The sequence below is a fragment of the Chryseobacterium indologenes genome (assembly GCF_001295265.1).
GTDB lineage: Bacteria > Bacteroidota > Bacteroidia > Flavobacteriales > Weeksellaceae > Chryseobacterium > Chryseobacterium indologenes_A.
Window position 1 is genome coordinate 506,478 of the sequence record NZ_LJOD01000001.1, and the last position, 17,366, is coordinate 523,843.

12 protein-coding genes are annotated in these 17,366 nt (G+C 38.4%); 7 read left to right on the forward strand and 5 right to left on the reverse strand.

Going from position 1 to position 17,366, the window contains the following annotated elements; genetic code table 11:
- Nucleotides 1-370: 370 nt before the first annotated feature.
- Both AOB46_RS02330 and AOB46_RS02335 read right to left on the reverse strand, forming a co-directional pair.
- Nucleotides 371-718, reverse strand: coding sequence for an AraC family transcriptional regulator (locus AOB46_RS02330; protein WP_062696419.1), 348 nt, complete (start codon nt 716-718; stop codon nt 371-373).
- A 170-nt stretch (nt 719-888) separates the two neighbouring features.
- Nucleotides 889-1,644: an SDR family oxidoreductase gene (locus tag AOB46_RS02335; protein WP_062696420.1), complete on the reverse strand. Its 756-nt coding sequence runs from the start codon at nt 1,642-1,644 to the stop codon at nt 889-891.
- Nucleotides 1,645-2,011: 367 nt separating this feature from the next.
- On the opposite strand from AOB46_RS02335, the gene AOB46_RS02340 reads away from it, so the two are divergent.
- Nucleotides 2,012-3,592, forward strand: a complete 1,581-nt coding sequence (locus tag AOB46_RS02340; RefSeq protein ID WP_131724302.1) for a helix-turn-helix domain-containing protein — start codon at nt 2,012-2,014, stop codon at nt 3,590-3,592.
- A 265-nt stretch (nt 3,593-3,857) separates the two neighbouring features.
- Here AOB46_RS02340 and AOB46_RS02345 read toward each other — a convergent pair whose 3' ends face one another.
- The 3 genes from AOB46_RS02345 to AOB46_RS02355 form a co-directional block, all read right to left on the reverse strand.
- Nucleotides 3,858-6,941, reverse strand: a complete 3,084-nt coding sequence (locus AOB46_RS02345) for a T9SS type B sorting domain-containing protein (RefSeq protein WP_062696422.1) — start codon at nt 6,939-6,941, stop codon at nt 3,858-3,860.
- A 100-nt stretch (nt 6,942-7,041) separates the two neighbouring features.
- The gene (locus tag AOB46_RS02350; protein WP_062696423.1) at nt 7,042-9,381 is read right to left on the reverse strand and encodes a T9SS type B sorting domain-containing protein; all 2,340 of its coding nucleotides are present in this window, start codon (nt 9,379-9,381) and stop codon (nt 7,042-7,044) included.
- A 162-nt stretch (nt 9,382-9,543) separates the two neighbouring features.
- Entirely contained in the window at nt 9,544-11,829 is a 2,286-nt protein-coding gene (locus tag AOB46_RS02355; RefSeq protein ID WP_062696424.1) for a fibronectin type III domain-containing protein, read from the reverse strand.
- 379 nt (nt 11,830-12,208) lie between these two features.
- Here AOB46_RS02355 and AOB46_RS02360 point away from each other — a divergent pair, with 379 nt between their 5' ends.
- The 6 genes from AOB46_RS02360 to AOB46_RS02385 all read left to right on the forward strand — a co-directional run bounded on the left by AOB46_RS02360 (nt 12,209) and on the right by AOB46_RS02385 (nt 17,318).
- Nucleotides 12,209-13,855: a helix-turn-helix domain-containing protein gene (locus AOB46_RS02360; protein WP_062696425.1), complete on the forward strand. Its 1,647-nt coding sequence runs from the start codon at nt 12,209-12,211 to the stop codon at nt 13,853-13,855.
- Entirely contained in the window at nt 13,852-14,982 is a 1,131-nt protein-coding gene (locus AOB46_RS02365; protein WP_062696426.1) for a tetratricopeptide repeat protein, read from the forward strand. The genes AOB46_RS02360 and AOB46_RS02365 overlap by 4 nt, the downstream gene beginning before the upstream one ends.
- A gap of 186 nt (nt 14,983-15,168) precedes the next feature.
- Entirely contained in the window at nt 15,169-15,390 is a 222-nt protein-coding gene (locus AOB46_RS02370) for a hypothetical protein (protein WP_062696427.1), read from the forward strand.
- The gene (locus AOB46_RS24075) at nt 15,387-15,572 is read left to right on the forward strand and encodes a LytTR family transcriptional regulator DNA-binding domain-containing protein (protein ID WP_062696428.1); all 186 of its coding nucleotides are present in this window, start codon (nt 15,387-15,389) and stop codon (nt 15,570-15,572) included. The genes AOB46_RS02370 and AOB46_RS24075 overlap by 4 nt, the downstream gene beginning before the upstream one ends.
- Before the next feature lie 187 nt (nt 15,573-15,759).
- On the forward strand, nt 15,760-16,293 hold the full coding sequence (locus AOB46_RS02380; RefSeq protein ID WP_131724303.1) for a hypothetical protein: 534 nt from the start codon (nt 15,760-15,762) through the stop codon (nt 16,291-16,293).
- Nucleotides 16,294-16,751: 458 nt separating this feature from the next.
- Entirely contained in the window at nt 16,752-17,318 is a 567-nt protein-coding gene (locus tag AOB46_RS02385) for a hypothetical protein (RefSeq protein ID WP_062696430.1), read from the forward strand.
- Nucleotides 17,319-17,366: the final 48 nt, after the last annotated feature.

Consider the following 17,366-nt stretch of genomic DNA (forward strand, 5'->3'; position numbering starts at 1 on the left):
CCTGTTAAAAAATTCAGCAAAATTTTATACTGATAAATCCTTTAACATTTCATGCAATATTATCATTCCACAGAAACGTGCACAAGGATAATGCAGGAAGAATTCAGAAAATTTCGCGTCTGTTTCTTACGTTATACAAATAAGCAATACTGATAATCAACAACTTGCAATAAAAAATACTTTTACATCAGAAATACCCTGTTCTAAAGAATCATTAGAAAAAACGGGAAGCTGACAGCTGGAAATCAAGTTACGGAAGCATCCTAAATCCAACCAGCTTAAAAAGATAACATCTGTTATTGATGTCTTGATGCGTTTTACAACTTTCCTGTTTATTGGAGAGAAAAAAATGTGTTCTTCTACCCGCAGATCAGGTATTCTTAGGATTTTTAAGTTCTTTTATGAAATGAGAGGGAGAAATTCCGGTCTCTTTTTTGAACGTTACTGTAAACACTTCTCTTGTAGAAAATCCTGATTTTTCGGCCAGATAACTGATCTTACTATTCTCTAAAAACAGGATTCTCATATAACTGGCGGATAATATACCCGGCTCACCCGGCTGGCTTTTATAACACCCACTAAGGCCATTCAGGTTTCTGTACGGTTCCTGAAAGTGGAAGGTTCTGATCAGACCTATACGCTTAGACACAGCTATATGCAGGTACACCAGATCAATCCCTGTACGAATTAATGGAAAAGAGTGAGCCTGAGCATTCATCCATAAGGTTTCCGGACTGTTATAACAATAAAATCGGAGTACCTCTGAAAAGCTGTACTCCAATCATCTGTACTGTTTCCGGCATTCTATGTTCAGTCCGTATCATAGAATTATGATGCAGGAAATACAGTAAATAAAAAAATTATTTATACTGTATGAATGATCATGATCTACCTTGTAGTGTATCCTCCGTTGGCAAAAATGGTCTGCCCGGTAATCCACCAGCCATCGGTAACCAGGAATTCCACTAAAGGTGCAATATCTTTAATGTCCGTTAAACCTCCAAGCGCAGATGCAGATTTGTGATAAGCTACAGCATCATCACTTTCCTGACCATAGAAGAAAGGAGTATCCATAGGTCCCGGAGCAACTGCTGTTACTGAAATACCTCTTTCGCCCAATTCCTTAGAGGCAGCTCTGGTAAAATGTTCCACAGGAGCTTTCATTCCGGCATATGTAGAATATAATCCCGTATAAGCTGCCAGCAGAGAGGTAACGATGGTACAGATTTTTCCATCATTATTCAGTTTTTTACCAGCCTCCTGAATGAAGAAGTAGGCAACTTTTGAATTGATTTCACTCATGCTGTCGTATTCTGCTTCGGTAGTATCAGCAAAAGGCTTTTTCAGAACTTTGCCCACAGTATTAATGGCAATATCAATTCCTCCGAACTTTTCAATACCGGCATCAAACAACTCAGTGATCTTCCCTACTTTCGTAAGATCTCCCTGCACCAGGATAGCTTCTGCTCCCAAAGCCTTTACATCAGCCAGTGTTTTTTCGGCATCGGATCTTGTGCTTTCGCTGTTGTAATGAATTACCAGTTTTGCTCCTTTTGCGGCAAGATTACGGCTCAGCAAACCGCCAAGATTTTTGCCCCCTCCGGCAATTACTACTACTTTTCCATTTACATCGTGTGTTTTCATACTATTGGATTTTTTTAATTATATAACAGCATTTTCGCCGTTCATTATTTTTTCGGAGAAAGAAAATCTTCTCCCTTTATCCAGAGAGAAGAATGTGTACATCATCGTATTTTCAGAATCTGTTTGAACCATTTTTGCCTGCGGTTGTCCGGCAATATTAAATCTATACAGGATACTTCACAACATTAGTTATGGAAGAATTCAGAAACTGTCATGTTAATAAAAGTTATTTTACAAAAAACATCTTATGATAATCAATTAAATATATAATCATCGTACATTTTTATAACTCAATCCATTGCGCCCATGTTGGTATTTGAAATTTTGGAATGAATTCTTTCTTAAATTTGCAGAAAACAATAATGACATGATAAAACTCTATTATTTGATTTTTATTCTTTTTTTATTTCCTATTCTCATTTCTGCCCAGAACACACTGCCTACAAAACAGGAAATCAATAAGCTTTATAATAACGTTAATAATCCAACCAAAGACCAGATCGGAAAGATTGAGAACATTATTGAGCTCTCAAAAAAAATCAATTATAAAGAGGGAATTGGAAAAGGAAAAATTAAATTATTGTATGTTTATTTTCATCTTTCTGATTACAAAAAGATGCTGGAGCAGATTAAAGATACTGAGGAACTGGATTTAAACGATAACCGGACACTTACAATGCTATATTTCTATAAATCTTTTGTAAATAAAGCAATGGGTCTACAGAAAGAGGAATTTCGGAATATTAAGGATGCTTTAAAACATGTAAAAAAAATAGAAGAAACGAACGAAAGGCATTACTTAACATCTACTATTTACAATAGATTTTCAATTTTTTATGATTATAACAAGCCTGACTCACTGATTTACTATTTAAAAAAAGAACTTGAGGAGCTTCATCAGATAAGCGATAAATATCCAAAACTAAAATCTGACAAATATGAAAGCATTGCTCTTAATAACCTTAATATTGGTAATTTCTACCTGGGAGTTGTAAAACCTCAGCGCCTGGATCTGGCAGAACCCTATTATTTAAAAGCGTATAACTATAAAACGACGCAGCCTGATATTTTTGAGAAATTAGATATGCCCATACTATGCGGGACAGGTAGATTTTATTTAGAAAAACATGATTATAAAAGGTCTATTGAACTCGCCAATGAAGTTTTAAGACGGGAAAAATATAAGAAAAACCCGAGTTACAGACTTTACGCCTTTCAGCTTCTTGCAGACTCTAATGAAGGATTAAAAAATTCATCGGAACAAGCCAGATATACACTTCTATATGCCAGGCTCAATGACAGTCTCAATACTGCCGCCAAAAAAGAAGTCGGTAAACAGCTTGACAGACTTGTGACTGCAGCAGAAACAAAAAAAGATAAAGAGCATACATCCAGCATAAGAATTCTGCTTTTAATTGCAGGGGGATTCATTATTCTTTTAGCCTTGTCCATATGGCTTTACTGGAAGAGAAAAAATAAAACGGTTCACAAAAAATATGAGGATCTGATTGCCAAAATAAACAGTGAACGAACGGATATTCGTGCAGAAACCAAAGTAAATACAGAAGTTAAGTCCTCTGTCAGCATTACAGATGAAACGGTAAAAGTACTGCTTGCCAGACTTGAAAAATTTGAACAGTCTGAAAAGTATCTCCGAAAGGACCTAAGCCTTACCTGGATGGCTAATAATCTTAATACCAATACCAAGTATATTTCGGAGATTATAAAAACCTACAGAGACAAAAATTTCACTGCCTACATTAACGGACTCAGAATTGGATACATCACTAAAAAGCTATATGAAGATCCTATCTACAGGGAATATAAGATCAATTATCTTGCTGAAGAATGCGGCTATGCGACTCCAAAGGTTTTTGTAACGGCCTTTAAGAATGAAACAGGTTTCACGCCCTCTTATTTTGTGGAGCAGCTTAGGGTTCCTTCATAGCTTTAAGAGAAAATAACGATAGAACTGCCTTGCTTTAAGGCGGCTTTTCATATACTATCAAAGCTGTATTTATAAAGATACAGATAGTTTCCTGAACCGGTTTATGATTACGTGCATAAGCCAGTTATTACATTATTGATAAGTTATCATGAAGCATAAAACGGGCAGCACAAATCAAGATCTGTACTGCCCGAACAAAAGTATTCATCTGCATTTATCTACTTCATAATTAATATAATAATAAATCCCCTTTAATAAAAAATTCCTAATTCCTATTTTTTACAAGGATCCATCCCGAATACGCTACAGGGGTCCTGGTATCCGGTTCGGTCCAGGTTATTTCGTACCAGTAGGTTCCACTGCTCACCGGTGTTCCTCCAATAGTCCCGTTCCATTTCAGGCTGTTGTTTTTTTCTGAAGAGAACAAAAGCTGTCCGTATCTGTTGAAAACACTGAATTTCAAATCTTTCAGGTAAGAAAGTTCACTGTAATCCAGATCATCATTAATTCCGTCACTGTTCGGAGTAATTGCATTCACAAGATTAGGTACTGTGATCTGTATCTGTACCGGGTCGCAGTTGAATGAATCTTTTACATAAAACGTATTACGCCCCCGCGGAAGCCCCGTAAATACATTGGAATCCTGCCATTGAATTCCGCCCCTGGAATACTGATAAGGAGGTTCTCCACCTTCTACAGTAATGGATACTGTATTATTTTTAACATCAAGCTTTTTGATCTTCGGGCCCGGTAACGCAATTACTCTTACCTCCTGTCTTGTCTGGCAGCCATCAGCCGTCAGGATGACCCAGTAACTTCCTACCGGTACATTCTGAATAGCCTGCGTAGTAGCTCCTGTACTCCACAGATAGGAAGTATAACCTGGTCCTGCATCCAGTTTGGTAACAGCCTGAGGACAGATATACTGATCTACTAAAAGCGAGGATGGTTTTGGAGGAATAACTTTCAGGGCTATTTTAGCATAATCAGAACACCCGTTTACAGTAGTGATCTTTACATACACCGTTGTATCCGGAGAAATATACGGGTTGGGCATTGTAATCTCGCTGGTTCCGTTAATCGCGTCATTAAGCGTGGGATAATATTTTTTGGTGACAGGATTGGTTGTGGTAACAATTGCTGTTGTCAGGTTAAAAGTACCATGCCCCGGCCGGTTGGGAACAGAACATCCGGAAAGTACTGCATCAATTACATCCGGACCACGGTAATACTGAAGCGTGATCTTCGCATTCGCTGTACACCCTTCTGCTGTAGTCACTTTCACATAAACCGTTGCGGGCAGTGTGGCAGCATAGGCATTGGCAGGAATAATCTCTGCGGTTCCAGCATTCAGGTCCGCCAGTGTAGGATAATATTTTTTTATAGCCGTAGCAGGGCCTCCCACGTTGGCAGATGTCAGGTCAAATATCCCTGATCCGCCCATATTACACGCACTTACCACAGCATCGGTAAGAACTAAAGGCTGCACCGTAACATTTACTTTTACCTGTTCGCAGTCTGTAAATTCCGGATCATTCCCGCAGAATTTATAGGTAAAGGTATCCCCTGTTGTTCCTGTGTTGGCTGTATACGTTAATATGCCTGTGGCCGGATTTATGGTTAAGGTACCGTTTGCCGGAGGGGTTATAATCTGCACACTGCCCGGAACCGGAATCTGCGTTGAACTGGTGAATGCAGGAGTAATTTGCGTAGCCATTCCGGCACCACATGCATTTAAAGGTTTCACCGTATTAACCAGACAGGAATACACTTTATAAGGATAGGTAGTGTATACACAGTTTTCTTTAGTGATAGATACTGTATAGCTACCGCCCTGCGTAGGGGAAAAAGTATTGGAATTGGCTCCCGGAATAGGGTTACCGTTAAGATTCCACTGATAATGAGCAAAGCCACTTTCAACCTGTAAAACAATTCCCGGAGCACATTCTCCGGAAACCTTACTGATAACCGGAATGGAGCTGAATCCTGCAAAATAGCCTCCGTACCCCAGATTTCCGCTTCCTCCTGCAATTCCTGCAGTGACTGCCTTTGTGGAATTTACAGTAATGTTTCCTGCAATATTGGGAACTGTGTATGAAACCCAGTCTGTGGTTCCCGTTACGGGGAAAGGTCCATATGCAGCAGCCGGATTGACGTTATTTACTGTAACAACAGCACCGGCCTGTGTAAGGATATTCAATTTTACAAATAGCGGTGGATTAAAAGTAGTTCCATAAGGCAATTCATCTATCCGGCCTATTTCATCTATGGTTTTGGGGAGCAAACAGTTTAACGGGGGAATATAATTAAAGCCTTCTGTGGCATCATTATCTGCCGTTCCTGACAAAAGCTGATAGGTATAGACATTTTTACTTGCTTTAATATACATATTAAGATGAGAAGGTCCATTCACTACATATCCGGAAGCTCTGACACGATAATAGCCACCTGCATTTAATGTGGCAACAGGCGTAGGGTTATTATTCAGCCAGATTTTAGTATCATTTTCGGTCGCTACAATAATAGCTCCTTCAATTTCGGGAAGAAGATTTCCCATTCCTTTAATCAGGACAAATTCATTTCCTAAACGTTCAACAGGAACGGACTGATCCATGATGATATCTTCTCCGTTATAAGGCGGGACAAGCCCGAACTGGCCACGAAAATTTCCATTAGTTACCGAAACAGGCTTTGTGGCTTCTATTTTAGCACCTATAAATCCGTCCTTATTTCCGGGTCTGTTAGCATTTCCGGAAAATATATAGGACTGCCCTTTATTCAGGGTAATCGTAATAGAAGGATGGGTAAGACCGTTGAAATTATTAACAAACCAGGTGGTCATATTATACCCGGAGACTTTCACCTGTGTATTGTCTTCAGTAGCCAGAATACCGCAGGTAAAATTCAAAGAGTTGGTATTGTTCATCAGCGGGGCATAAACCGCATAAAACAGCGTTCCGATTCCTGCTTTTCCTTTGGAAGTTAAAATTTCCCCATGATTTATCTCTGAAAATCTATAGGTTGCAAAAAACGGAAGATCACCATGAAGATACAGACCTCTGGTTTTTACACTCATGGCATCAGTAGCATTCTGCCCCAGCATAAGATTTACAGGCACATCAAAGGTCTGAGGATTTCCTTTACTGATGGTCACAGTTCCAATTACTGCATTATTGTTATAAATGGTCACAGGAAAGGGCGTTGTACTATCGGTGGATAAATACAGCGCTTGTTTGGGATTCCCATTACTCAGGCTTCCTGCCATGGGAGCAAACCAATGATCCGTATCTCTTTGTGCTTGAATAGAAAGAGACAACAACAGCATAAAAATAAATAAGATCCTTTTCATAAATTATAAGGAGATTTTTAAATTCAGCAAACCTCAGCAGCTCTTTGGCAGGTTTTCCGCTGATGGTATTGCGATTATTACTAATTATATTTTTCAGAATTTAATCCCTGTTTTTCAACAGAATCCAGCCGGTATATCTGATCTCTGCATTTTGCAGATTCGGTTCTTTCCATGAGATTTCGTACCAATAGGTTCCGGAAAGCATTTTCTTATTACTGAATTTTCCGTCCCATGTATAGTTGTTGAAAGCTGTTCCTTTAAAAACATGATTTCCGTATCGGTCATATACTGAAAAAGACAAATCTTTTTTATAGCCGAGTTCTGAGTAAGAAACTACATCATTGATGTTGTCTCCATTCGGGGTAATGGCATTGATGATATTAATGGCGGTCATTTCTACTGCTACAGGATCACAGTTGTAGGCATCTTTTACATAAAACTTATGCTGTCCGTTCGGAATATTGGTAAACACGTTGGAATTCTGCCAGTTAAAATTATCCATAGAATACATATAAGGAGGTTTTCCACCGGTAACCGTGATTACCGCTCTTTTTTGCTCAATATCAATATTCTTGATTACCGGTTTCGGGGCAGATTTTACAGTCACCTCAAATTTGCTGAAACAGCCGCTATTTCCAAGAATAACCCAGTAATTCCCGATTCCTGCATTAGAGATGGAGGGTGTAGTGGCTCCTGTACTCCATTCATAAGACTGATAGCCGGGGCCCGCATCCAGTGTTGTTGTTTCATTCGCACAGATTACCTTATCCGTAAGTAAAGCAGGAGGCATAAGAGGAATGGTTACTTCAAATACCGGAGTGGTTACAGAAGGACAGCTTCCTCCTGCCGATACTGTTACCGTATAGTTGCCTGCTCTAGTTGGCGAGTAGGTATTCGCTGTAGCTCCCGGAATGGGGTTTCCATTGAAATTCCACTGATAAGAAACATAGCTGTCATCCACCTCCAGAATCATTCCCGGAATACAATTTCCATTCTTTTTCGCAATAACAGGAATAGAGGAAAATCCTGCAAAATAACCACCATATCCAACATTCCCTTCCCCTGCCGCAATTCCCGCAGTGACGGCTTTGTTAGACTGTACGGTAATATTCCCTGTGACGTTATTGACGGAATAGGTCTGCCAATTAGGGTTTCCCGTAACCGGATACGGCCCCTGTGCACCTGATAAGGTGACTCCGTTTAAAGATACAGAAGCACCTGCTTCAGTAATAATATTCAGCTTTACATTGGGGGTGATTGTCGTGTAATAAGGCAGGATATCTATCATTCCTATTTCATCGATCTTTTTGGGAAGGAAACAGTTGAGCGGAGGAATATAATTCGCCCCAATCGTAATTTCAACCCATGAGGACTGGGCACCAGCCATTAATTGATAAACATATACATTTTTAGTACTGCGGATTCTCATATTGTAATGACCGCTGAAATTCTGGCTGATGTAAGCCGTTGATTCTATCCTGTAGAATTGACCTTCTTCCAAAATGGCAACAGGATTGGTTTCATCATTCAGGTAGACCTGTGTATTATTTTCTGTAGCCACTACGATAGCTCCTTCCACGTTGGCCGCTATCGGAGCCATCCCTTTTACAAGAACAAATTCATTACCCAAACGCTCTACAGGAATAGACTGATCCATCAGAATATCCCCTCCATTATTTGAATTGACGACCTGCCCATTAAAATTACCATTGGTAACAGTTACAGGTTTATCAGCTTCAATTTTCGCTCCCATAAAGCCCGTTTGATTTCCTGCTTCGTTTCCAATCCCTTCAATAATATAGGACTGGCCTTTGTTCAGAGTAAAAGTCATTACAGGATTAGTCATTCCGTTTGTTCCGTTAGAAAATTTAACGGATGCTTTATAGTTGGATACAGTTACTCTGGTATTGTCTTCGGTAGCCAGGATTCCACAGGTAAAATTATTACTCGAAGAAGAAACAGCAATAGGGCCATATGCAACATAAAATTTAGTTCCGATTCCCGCTTTTCCTTTTGAAGTCAGTATCTCGCCATGATTTTTGGTTGAAAACCTGAAGGTGCAGAAAAAAGGCTTATCTCCTTTTACATACAGTCCTTTGGTGATGGCTGTAAATACTTTATCCTGAGAATCAGCAATCATCATACTCACAGGAATATTGAAAGACTGCGGATTCCCTTTACTGATAGTTACCGTACCTATAACGGTATTGTTATTGTAAATGGTAACAGGAAAAGGAACAGCAGAATCTGTAGACAAAAACAGGGCCTGTTCATTATTACTGCTGTTAGGCCTCATCATCATAGGTGCGAACCAGTGCTCCGTATCTCTTTGCGAAAAAAGATCGTTGCTGGCAAAGAGAAGCAGTAAAAAGCCAAGCAAAAGCCTCTTTGAAAAGGTAAGCCATTGCTTTGTATGGTGGGATATTTTTTTAGGAATCATTGAAATACTTTTGTTTTATAATAGAATAGAAAAGAGGGATAGCTTTTCATCATCTTTCCTGATGGCTTCAGAATACATATCATATCTTGATGATCAGGATAAAAAATCTGCCATGTAAGCATTGGGATGAGTTCGTTGCTTATCATGGCAGAGACAACATATTTATTTTTTTACGGCTTTTATGGTTTTGGAAGCACCGTTTTTCATGACCAGTTTAATCATGTACATTCCTGAATTAAGTTCTTGCAATGAAATTGTTCTTTCAGAAGATTTGATTTCCTTCACTACTTTACCCGATGCATCGTATACCGACACCGACAGCAATGGCAGCTCCCCGGAAATAGTAATCATATCGGTAAACGGATTAGGATAAATAACAATATCATGTTTTGCAGCGATTTCATTTACTCCTAAAGAAGTAGTAGGAGCCCAGGATACATCATCATAATAGTAGGTAAGATTAGCACCGTCTGTAAATATAGCCAGCCTTGCATTAGCCGGAACTGTATTAGGAACAGCAATGCTGTATTCACTTGCGCCTGTATAAGATGTATTGGTAATATTTACATCCTGAATCAATACGAATGAAGCAATATTCGTTGGATCAGTTACATATCCGATGTGCATTACCCCTGCATTAGTACTACAGTATGCTCTGAATTTCAATGAATGGGTTCCTGCATTGATGTTGCTCAGTTCCGGTAAAATAGCCATCGCTGATCCTGTAAGAGGCCTCTGCATAATATGCCTTGTTCCTGAATAAGCACCTGTTCCGTTAATATTTGTACTTCCTATTCCCGTAACCAATCTTCCCCAGCATGGAGCGTTCGTTAGAAGACCGGTATTATAAGAATCAAAATTTTCGAACAGTGATGTCTTTGGTGCGCAAAGCGTTAATGCTGAAACAATGTTTGTCCACCCGCTCTGATCTGCGGCACTGCATCTTGATCTTACCCAGAAATAATACGTGGTTGCAGAATTAAGCCCCTGTATTGTATAAGGATTTTCCGTTACTCCGGTTACATTAGGCGGTGTAGAAGAAGTAGGCGGTGTGCTGCTTGTGCTGTAATAAATATCATATCCTGAGGCAGGAGCAGGTGTCGGAGCAGTCCAGCCAATGTTCACAGATGCACTGGTAACTGCGGATAAAACCACATTGGATGGCGTCAGACAAGTAGGTTTAGGTTCCCAGTAAACATTATCCAGATAATAACTGTTGGATGGCGTACCTCCGTGTCTTATAGCCAGTCTTGCATTAGCGGGAACAGTATTGGGAACAACTACAGAATATTCGTAACCGTCAAATACACCGCTTATGATATTTACAGTCTGAATATTTACAAACGAGGATTCATTGGTATCGCTGGTTACATAACCCACATCCAAAGGACCTTGTGCAGAGCCGGAATACCTGGCTTTAAATCGAAGCCAATGGGTTCCTGAATTTACATTGCTGAACGCCGGAAGAATAGCAATCACCATATTTGCAGCACCATTAGCACTCTGATATAATGCCTTTGAGCTGTTCACTCCACTTCCGGAAGCAATAGACTGATATCCGTTAGCCAATACAATTTTATCCCAACAGTCTACATTGTAAGTGGTTCCCGTTGTAGCATTTTCAAAATCTTCAAACATATAGGTCATAGGATTACACTTAGTTTTAAATGTACCTCTTAATGACCAGGCGCTTTTGTCGGATGAACTGCAAACTGATCTTACATAGAAGTAATAGGTGGTAAACGCATCTAATCCACTGATAGGAGCAGAAGTGGTTGTGCTTATTCCGGATGCCGGTGTAGAAATGTCCGGAACAGCTGAAGAAGAAGTATAATAATATTCATAGCCGTTTCCCGGGACTGTAGAAGGAGCGGTCCAGGAAATAGAAGCTGTATTGGTAGCAATATTACTGGAAGTAAGGGCAGAAGGAACAAAGCAGGCTGGAGCGGCTTCAATCTTTAAACTGAAGTCTACAAAATTACCGTTGGCATTTGTATTAGGTCCGCAGGGATTTGGCGAAGTCCCCAGTGATGTCCCTGTCTGCACCCTTATTCTGTAAATCCCGGGAGCCTGTGACGGCGGAATAAAGAATTGATCATCCACAACGGAATACGGCGATGTACCGAGTGGGTTTTCATAGAAATCATTAAAATCTCCATTGCCGTTCCAGTCTACCCACACCAGGGATTTTGTTCCGCTGCCTGCGAATTCAAGATGCACTTTCACTGTTCCTCCGGGATAGGACGTTACAGTTTGGCTTGCAGAATTGTCTACATACGCCTGATAGGCTGCTGCATCATAGTAAAACGCTCCCTGATCTGAAAAAACAGCATTTTTCAGATAATACGAAGAGTTTGTCCCTCCGGTGACCGGAGTACAGTACGTCTGTGCCTTCAGCGATAAAAACGGAATCAGTAAAATCATCCATAATAGGTAATGCTTTCTCATTTTTTATTGTTTAGAGTTAAGAATGTTTTATTCTGTTGAAAAATTTGTAATTATCAATAGGATTATACCCTGTCACTCCTCCCGGATTCTGCTATCATAAAAGGAAGAAGAATTTCAACCTAAGAGTTTATACATTTATCAAATCATTATAGAAATCTCACTATTTTTATACAACCATAACCCCGTATAAGTATGATAATTTCATTAAAATTTCCAGATAAGTCTAATATTTTCAATCAGCCTAAAGGTTTAAACAATATTAGCGTTATATTTGTCCCTGATAAAAAGATTGGCTTGCATAATTCATTCATTTTACAAGAATTAAAAACATAAAAACGTGAAAGTCAACAAATTAAAAAAACCTCATTAAAAAAGGCAGATGCCAGGAATATCAAAGGAAAACAGGCAGATCGGAAAAGTTCTGCATCAAAGCATACTGAAAAGTAATATCTGGATATTATTTTTTATATCGTTATTTCCAATTTTTATGAGCGGGCAAACCACTCCTGATTTCAGCATTTCTACAGATAAGGCTTTTCAGAAGCTGTATCAAAATCCGGAGGACTGCATCAGCTATTCACAAAGCCTTCTGATCAGTGATAAAAACCCTGAACATAAAATAATTCTAAGAAAAATTATTTCACAGGCATATGCCCTTCAGGGAAATTATGTTCAGGCGGTCAATATTTCCAATCAAAAAGAGGACGAAGGTCAGAATGAACCCCTCTCCCACTTTATCCAGCTGTTCGGGGATTACAATCTGGCGGATCAGTATCAGAATTTAGGGCTGTATGGCCAGTCTAATAAAATAATTACCCGGATCCTTGCCGACCGTGAGCTTTTAAAAAGCACCCACCTGAAGGAAAGAATGACCATTGCCAAACTATTTCAGCTGCAGGCCATCAATTCAGGAATAACCCGTAAGTACGGCACCGCTCTTCAGTACCTTGATGAAAGCGACCGGTACCTTGACGGCAAAAATGAAGAAAACAGGATCATAAGACAGGAAAATATCATCTTCCGTGCTACCTTCCTGATGAAGCAGAACAGGCCCGAAGAATCGAAAAAATTACTGGATCACGTCATACAGGATATTGAAAGCCACGGGAACGATCCTTTTCTTGCTGCATTTGCCTATGAAAGCATCTCCCGCTATTTTTTCCTGAAGGAAGATTATAGTACTGCTTTGAAATATCTGGATGAAGGGTTCTCAAAAATTAACGGACTTCCCTATCATGATATGAAAGTTATTTTTTACGAGTTGTTTGCCAAAAATTATCTTGCCCTCAATAACGATGAAAAATACCGTTATTACAATAATCTTTATACGGAACTGAAAACCAAGATCGATTCCAGCAAAAAAGAAGGCATACAGTATATTGTAAAACTGGTTGAAACTTATCATCATAAGGACGTTGAATTTCTGAGGCAGAATAAATTAACCCAGTTCAGGATTATTGCCGCTGTTATCCTGTTCCTTATTCTGGCCGCCATTGCATATTTCTTATATGAATCCGGAAGAAATAAGGACCTGAAAAAACAATTAGGATTTTTCGAAAAGCTGAAAGAACGGGAAAATGCCGTACAGAAACAGACAGAAGACTCTAAAAATGATACCCTTAAAATTAACAAGAGCCAGGAAAAAGATTCTCCAAAGATCTCGAGAGAAAAGGAGGACGAAATTCTTCAAAAGCTGAAAGAATGGGAGGAAACCGATAATTATCTGAACAAAAATATGTCAATTTCGGTTCTTTCTGCCCAGACCGGGATTAATACAAAATACCTTTCGGAAGTTATTAATAACCATAAAGGCAAAAACTTCAATGGCTACATTAATGAGCTGAGAGTTAATCACATTGCGCATTTGTTAAAGACTGATCCTGCTTATCTCAATTACAAGGTAAGCTATCTTGCAGACCATGCTGGGTTTTCATCACATGGCGCCTTTACGAATGTTTTTAAATCCATCACAGGAATGTCACCGAATACCTATATCCAGGAAATCATTAAAAATAAAAGATCATGAAATTAACTACCCGAATCCTCCTGCTGATGGTATTACTCTGCCGGATCCCGCTGTCCGGGCAGAAGACTTCCGAAGATTCCCTGATAAAAAAAGCCAATCAGGAGATTTACAATAATCCGGATAATGCAATCAGCATTGCAAAAAAACTGCTTCAGAAAGAGAAGGATATTAATAAATCCATTAAGATCTATCTGCTGTTATCCACAGCAGAAATTGCCAAAAGAAATTTTGATGAATCGCTCCGGTATATCCTGAAGGCCAGAGAATTGGTACGTAAAACGGATGACCTTAAAGTACAGACCAGTTTCTTCATTTCGGCGGCCGTTCAGTTCCAGCAGATGGAGCTGTACAGCAAAAGCCTTGAAACGCTGGATGAAGCAGATGAATACCTGGCCAAACTTCCTGAAGGTCTTTCTTATAAATATTTTGAAACCGCCAGAAGCTATGCTTTACGGGGAATGATTTATAAAAGCCAGTCCAATCCTGAAATTGCACTTCAGGAGTTCTTAATTTCTGTCAGAAATTTTGAAAAGGTAAAAGAAAAGAAGACCACCTATTTTAACCAGAGCATCATATACTATAACATCGGGTACTGTTATCTTAACCTTAACCAGCCTGAGAAAGCAGAATCTGCATTTACAAGATCCATGATTTTTGCGGGACTGATCAAAGCGAAAAGCCTTGAAGCTTTTGCCTTAAAAGGTATGGCCGAAATGCATAAACAAAAACATCAGAACCAGACTGCACTGGATCTGCTGCTCAAAGCCCGGAAATTGGGAGAAGAATCCGGAGACCTTACCCTTAACGAAGGGATTTACAAAGAAATGGCGGATAATTATCTGGCTATGGGAGAACAGAACCAATATCAGATCTACAGCAGAAAGTATATTGAAACCCGTTTTAAAAGGGAACAAAGCGAACTAAGTTCTATTAATCGTGCCCTTGATGCCCATACCATAGAAACAGAAAAAAAGAACAGTGAAATAGTCTCCCGTTATAATTATCTTATTACGGTTTCTTTGGTCATCGGATTAATTGTTCTCAGCCTGCTGTTAATTATAATTTTAAAAATAAGAAAGCACAATAAAAACTATCAGAAAGAGATCCAGAAGCTTCTCAGATCTTAAAAAAGGGTAAAAAGCAAATAACCCGTTATTTTTAATAACTTCCATCTCACTGCTTCAAACCAACATTAATCAGTATTCTTATTCCGAACTGAAATTAATTTTTTAAGGTCTCTTTCCCATCGGCCTAAAACAATTTTCACCACTGCCTATCGTGATTTTGCGCTGGAAGGTTTTGAATTAGAGGTGATGGACTATCTTCTAAAGCCTATTGCTTTTGAACGTTTTTTCAAATCTGTAGACCGTATTTTAAGGGATCAAAAAGATTATGAAGAAGATTTTATTATTTTCAAAACAGAGGGAATGAACAGGAAAGTTTCAGTACAGAAAATCATTTATTTTGAAGGCCAGGGAAATGATGTAAAAACAGTCCTGACAAAAATGAAAATTTCATCTCCAAAAACAAAATGACAGATCTGGAAACAGCCCTGTCCGGTAGAATTCACAGATCATTTATGATTAACTCCCATTATATAACGGCTTTTAGCAATAATGAAATCGTGCTGGATTCTTATACAGTTCCTGTGGGAAGAAGCTATAAAAATGAATTTGATTCTTTCGTTTCCCTGCTATTTAATAAACGTTTATTATAAAGCATAGCATTATTGAGGGATTACGACAAAACTTAAAGGTATTTTTATATATTAGCGAAAATTTCAAAAGCAAAAAATACCCCGTTTTACAAAGCTACAGGGGGATTTTATACAATAATTTACACAGGGAAATAAGCTGAACTGACACCCTCAAACAGTAGTAAGCCTTAGTTTAAAGCAAAAAACCATGAACAAACAATTCAAATTAACAGTTATATTGTTAGCAACAGTTGCATGCATGAGTGCAAATGCTCAAAAAAAAGCATCCGCAAAAACAACCAAACCAACCACTGAAAACAAAGCCGCCAAACCGACCAAACAGGAGACAATGGACTGGATAGCAGGGAAAATGAAAGAAAGATTAGTTGCTCCCAGACAGTTTGTCTCTTATTCAAATGGAGAATTTGTATACAGAAATCTCTTAGGTGTATACGGATGTAATATTACCATATATTTAAACAGAGTTACAGGTTCATCCCCTGAATATTCCTCAGATTTTTATGTAAAAGGATCAGGATTAACGTATACAGCCTGCGACAAAGGGTATGAACATTATAATAAATCTAAGAATGAATTATCAATTGGAGGTCCGAATTATAATGACTATTCTGAACCATTCGACTTTAAAAATGATAATAGCCTGGTTGAAAGATTAAAAAAAGCTTTTGCTACATTAATTGAATATAATTCGGACAAAAAAACCAACGATGAGAAATTTTAATCTCTAAAATACACCGTAATTTTTTTTTACCATTGTATATAGAACAGAGGATTATAATTAAGTTTAATGTTTCTGTAATGAAAATGCCAATGCTGTTAGTATTGGCATTTTTACTGATCTTAAAAAGGATATACTCCCGTAATTCAGATAATATATTAATTTTTTATAGATTTTATTCTAGATACATACACAAACATTACTTACTGTATATGAATCACTTACATATAATAGCATTTTATTAAACACAAAATGGGATATGTGTCAAAATTCGATATTTTATTCATAAGAATCTGATTTTCAATTTCATGAATACCTGACGACATGCATAACATCTATAGGCTGGCTCCTATGGATATTAAAAAAAAGTATTATTTTTGCCTTAAGGAATAAAGTTGCCCATCAGCATTTTTATTAGTAATTTTAGTACACCAATTTATAAAACATTAAAATTCATCCACATGAGAAAAATACTTCTACTCATTACATGTATATTCGGCATTTCAGTTTTCTCACAGATCAAAGTGCTGAAAAATGAAAGCTTGGTGGAAATTGGCAAAGATAATTCCGTAGGTTTATATAAAAAAGAAGATAAATTCACCATCAACTATCAGGATCTGAATACCAGCAACCTGAACACCATCAGATCTTTTTCCTTTCAGAATCTGAACAATGATGTCTCTGATCTGTATAATCTTATTATGGCTGGTTTTGTATCAGTTCCGGAAGAAAATGTTGTGCTGGAACTTCCTAATGATATCATTGAGCTTCATTATGAGAAAAATTACGGCCAGCCAACCATGCAGTTTATCCAGTACATCAACAAAAACCGTAAATATGTCGGAAAATCTCAGTTTTTAACGAAGAAACAGATGGAAAAGGTTTTCGGAAGAACCAACGGGAAATATGCAATGTATGACAAACCTGCTGCTCCGGCTCATCAGGTCAATACCACAAAGCCCAGTCAGGCATCTACAGCTGCCCCCGCTTCGAACAGCAGCAATAAAAGCAAAAAATCAAAAAAATAAACGTATTTTTTCAATATTACTGAACTCATTCATCCGAATGAGTTTTTT

Excerpts from the sequence above, each read along its gene's own strand:
- AOB46_RS02330 (WP_062696419.1), bottom strand. The coding sequence starts at position 718 with ATGAATGCTCAGGCTCACTCTTTTCCATTAATTCGTACAGGGATTGAT.
- AOB46_RS02335 (WP_062696420.1), bottom strand. The coding sequence starts at position 1,644 with ATGAAAACACACGATGTAAATGGAAAAGTAGTAGTAATTGCCGGAGGG.
- AOB46_RS02340 (WP_131724302.1), top strand. The coding sequence starts at position 2,012 with ATGATAAAACTCTATTATTTGATTTTTATTCTTTTTTTATTTCCTATT.
- AOB46_RS02345 (WP_062696422.1), bottom strand. The coding sequence starts at position 6,941 with ATGAAAAGGATCTTATTTATTTTTATGCTGTTGTTGTCTCTTTCTATT.
- AOB46_RS02350 (WP_062696423.1), bottom strand. The coding sequence starts at position 9,381 with ATGATTCCTAAAAAAATATCCCACCATACAAAGCAATGGCTTACCTTT.
- AOB46_RS02355 (WP_062696424.1), bottom strand. The coding sequence starts at position 11,829 with ATGAGAAAGCATTACCTATTATGGATGATTTTACTGATTCCGTTTTTA.
- AOB46_RS02360 (WP_062696425.1), top strand. The coding sequence starts at position 12,209 with ATGCCAGGAATATCAAAGGAAAACAGGCAGATCGGAAAAGTTCTGCAT.
- AOB46_RS02365 (WP_062696426.1), top strand. The coding sequence starts at position 13,852 with ATGAAATTAACTACCCGAATCCTCCTGCTGATGGTATTACTCTGCCGG.
- AOB46_RS02370 (WP_062696427.1), top strand. The coding sequence starts at position 15,169 with ATGGACTATCTTCTAAAGCCTATTGCTTTTGAACGTTTTTTCAAATCT.
- AOB46_RS24075 (WP_062696428.1), top strand. The coding sequence starts at position 15,387 with ATGACAGATCTGGAAACAGCCCTGTCCGGTAGAATTCACAGATCATTT.
- AOB46_RS02380 (WP_131724303.1), top strand. The coding sequence starts at position 15,760 with ATGAACAAACAATTCAAATTAACAGTTATATTGTTAGCAACAGTTGCA.
- AOB46_RS02385 (WP_062696430.1), top strand. The coding sequence starts at position 16,752 with ATGAGAAAAATACTTCTACTCATTACATGTATATTCGGCATTTCAGTT.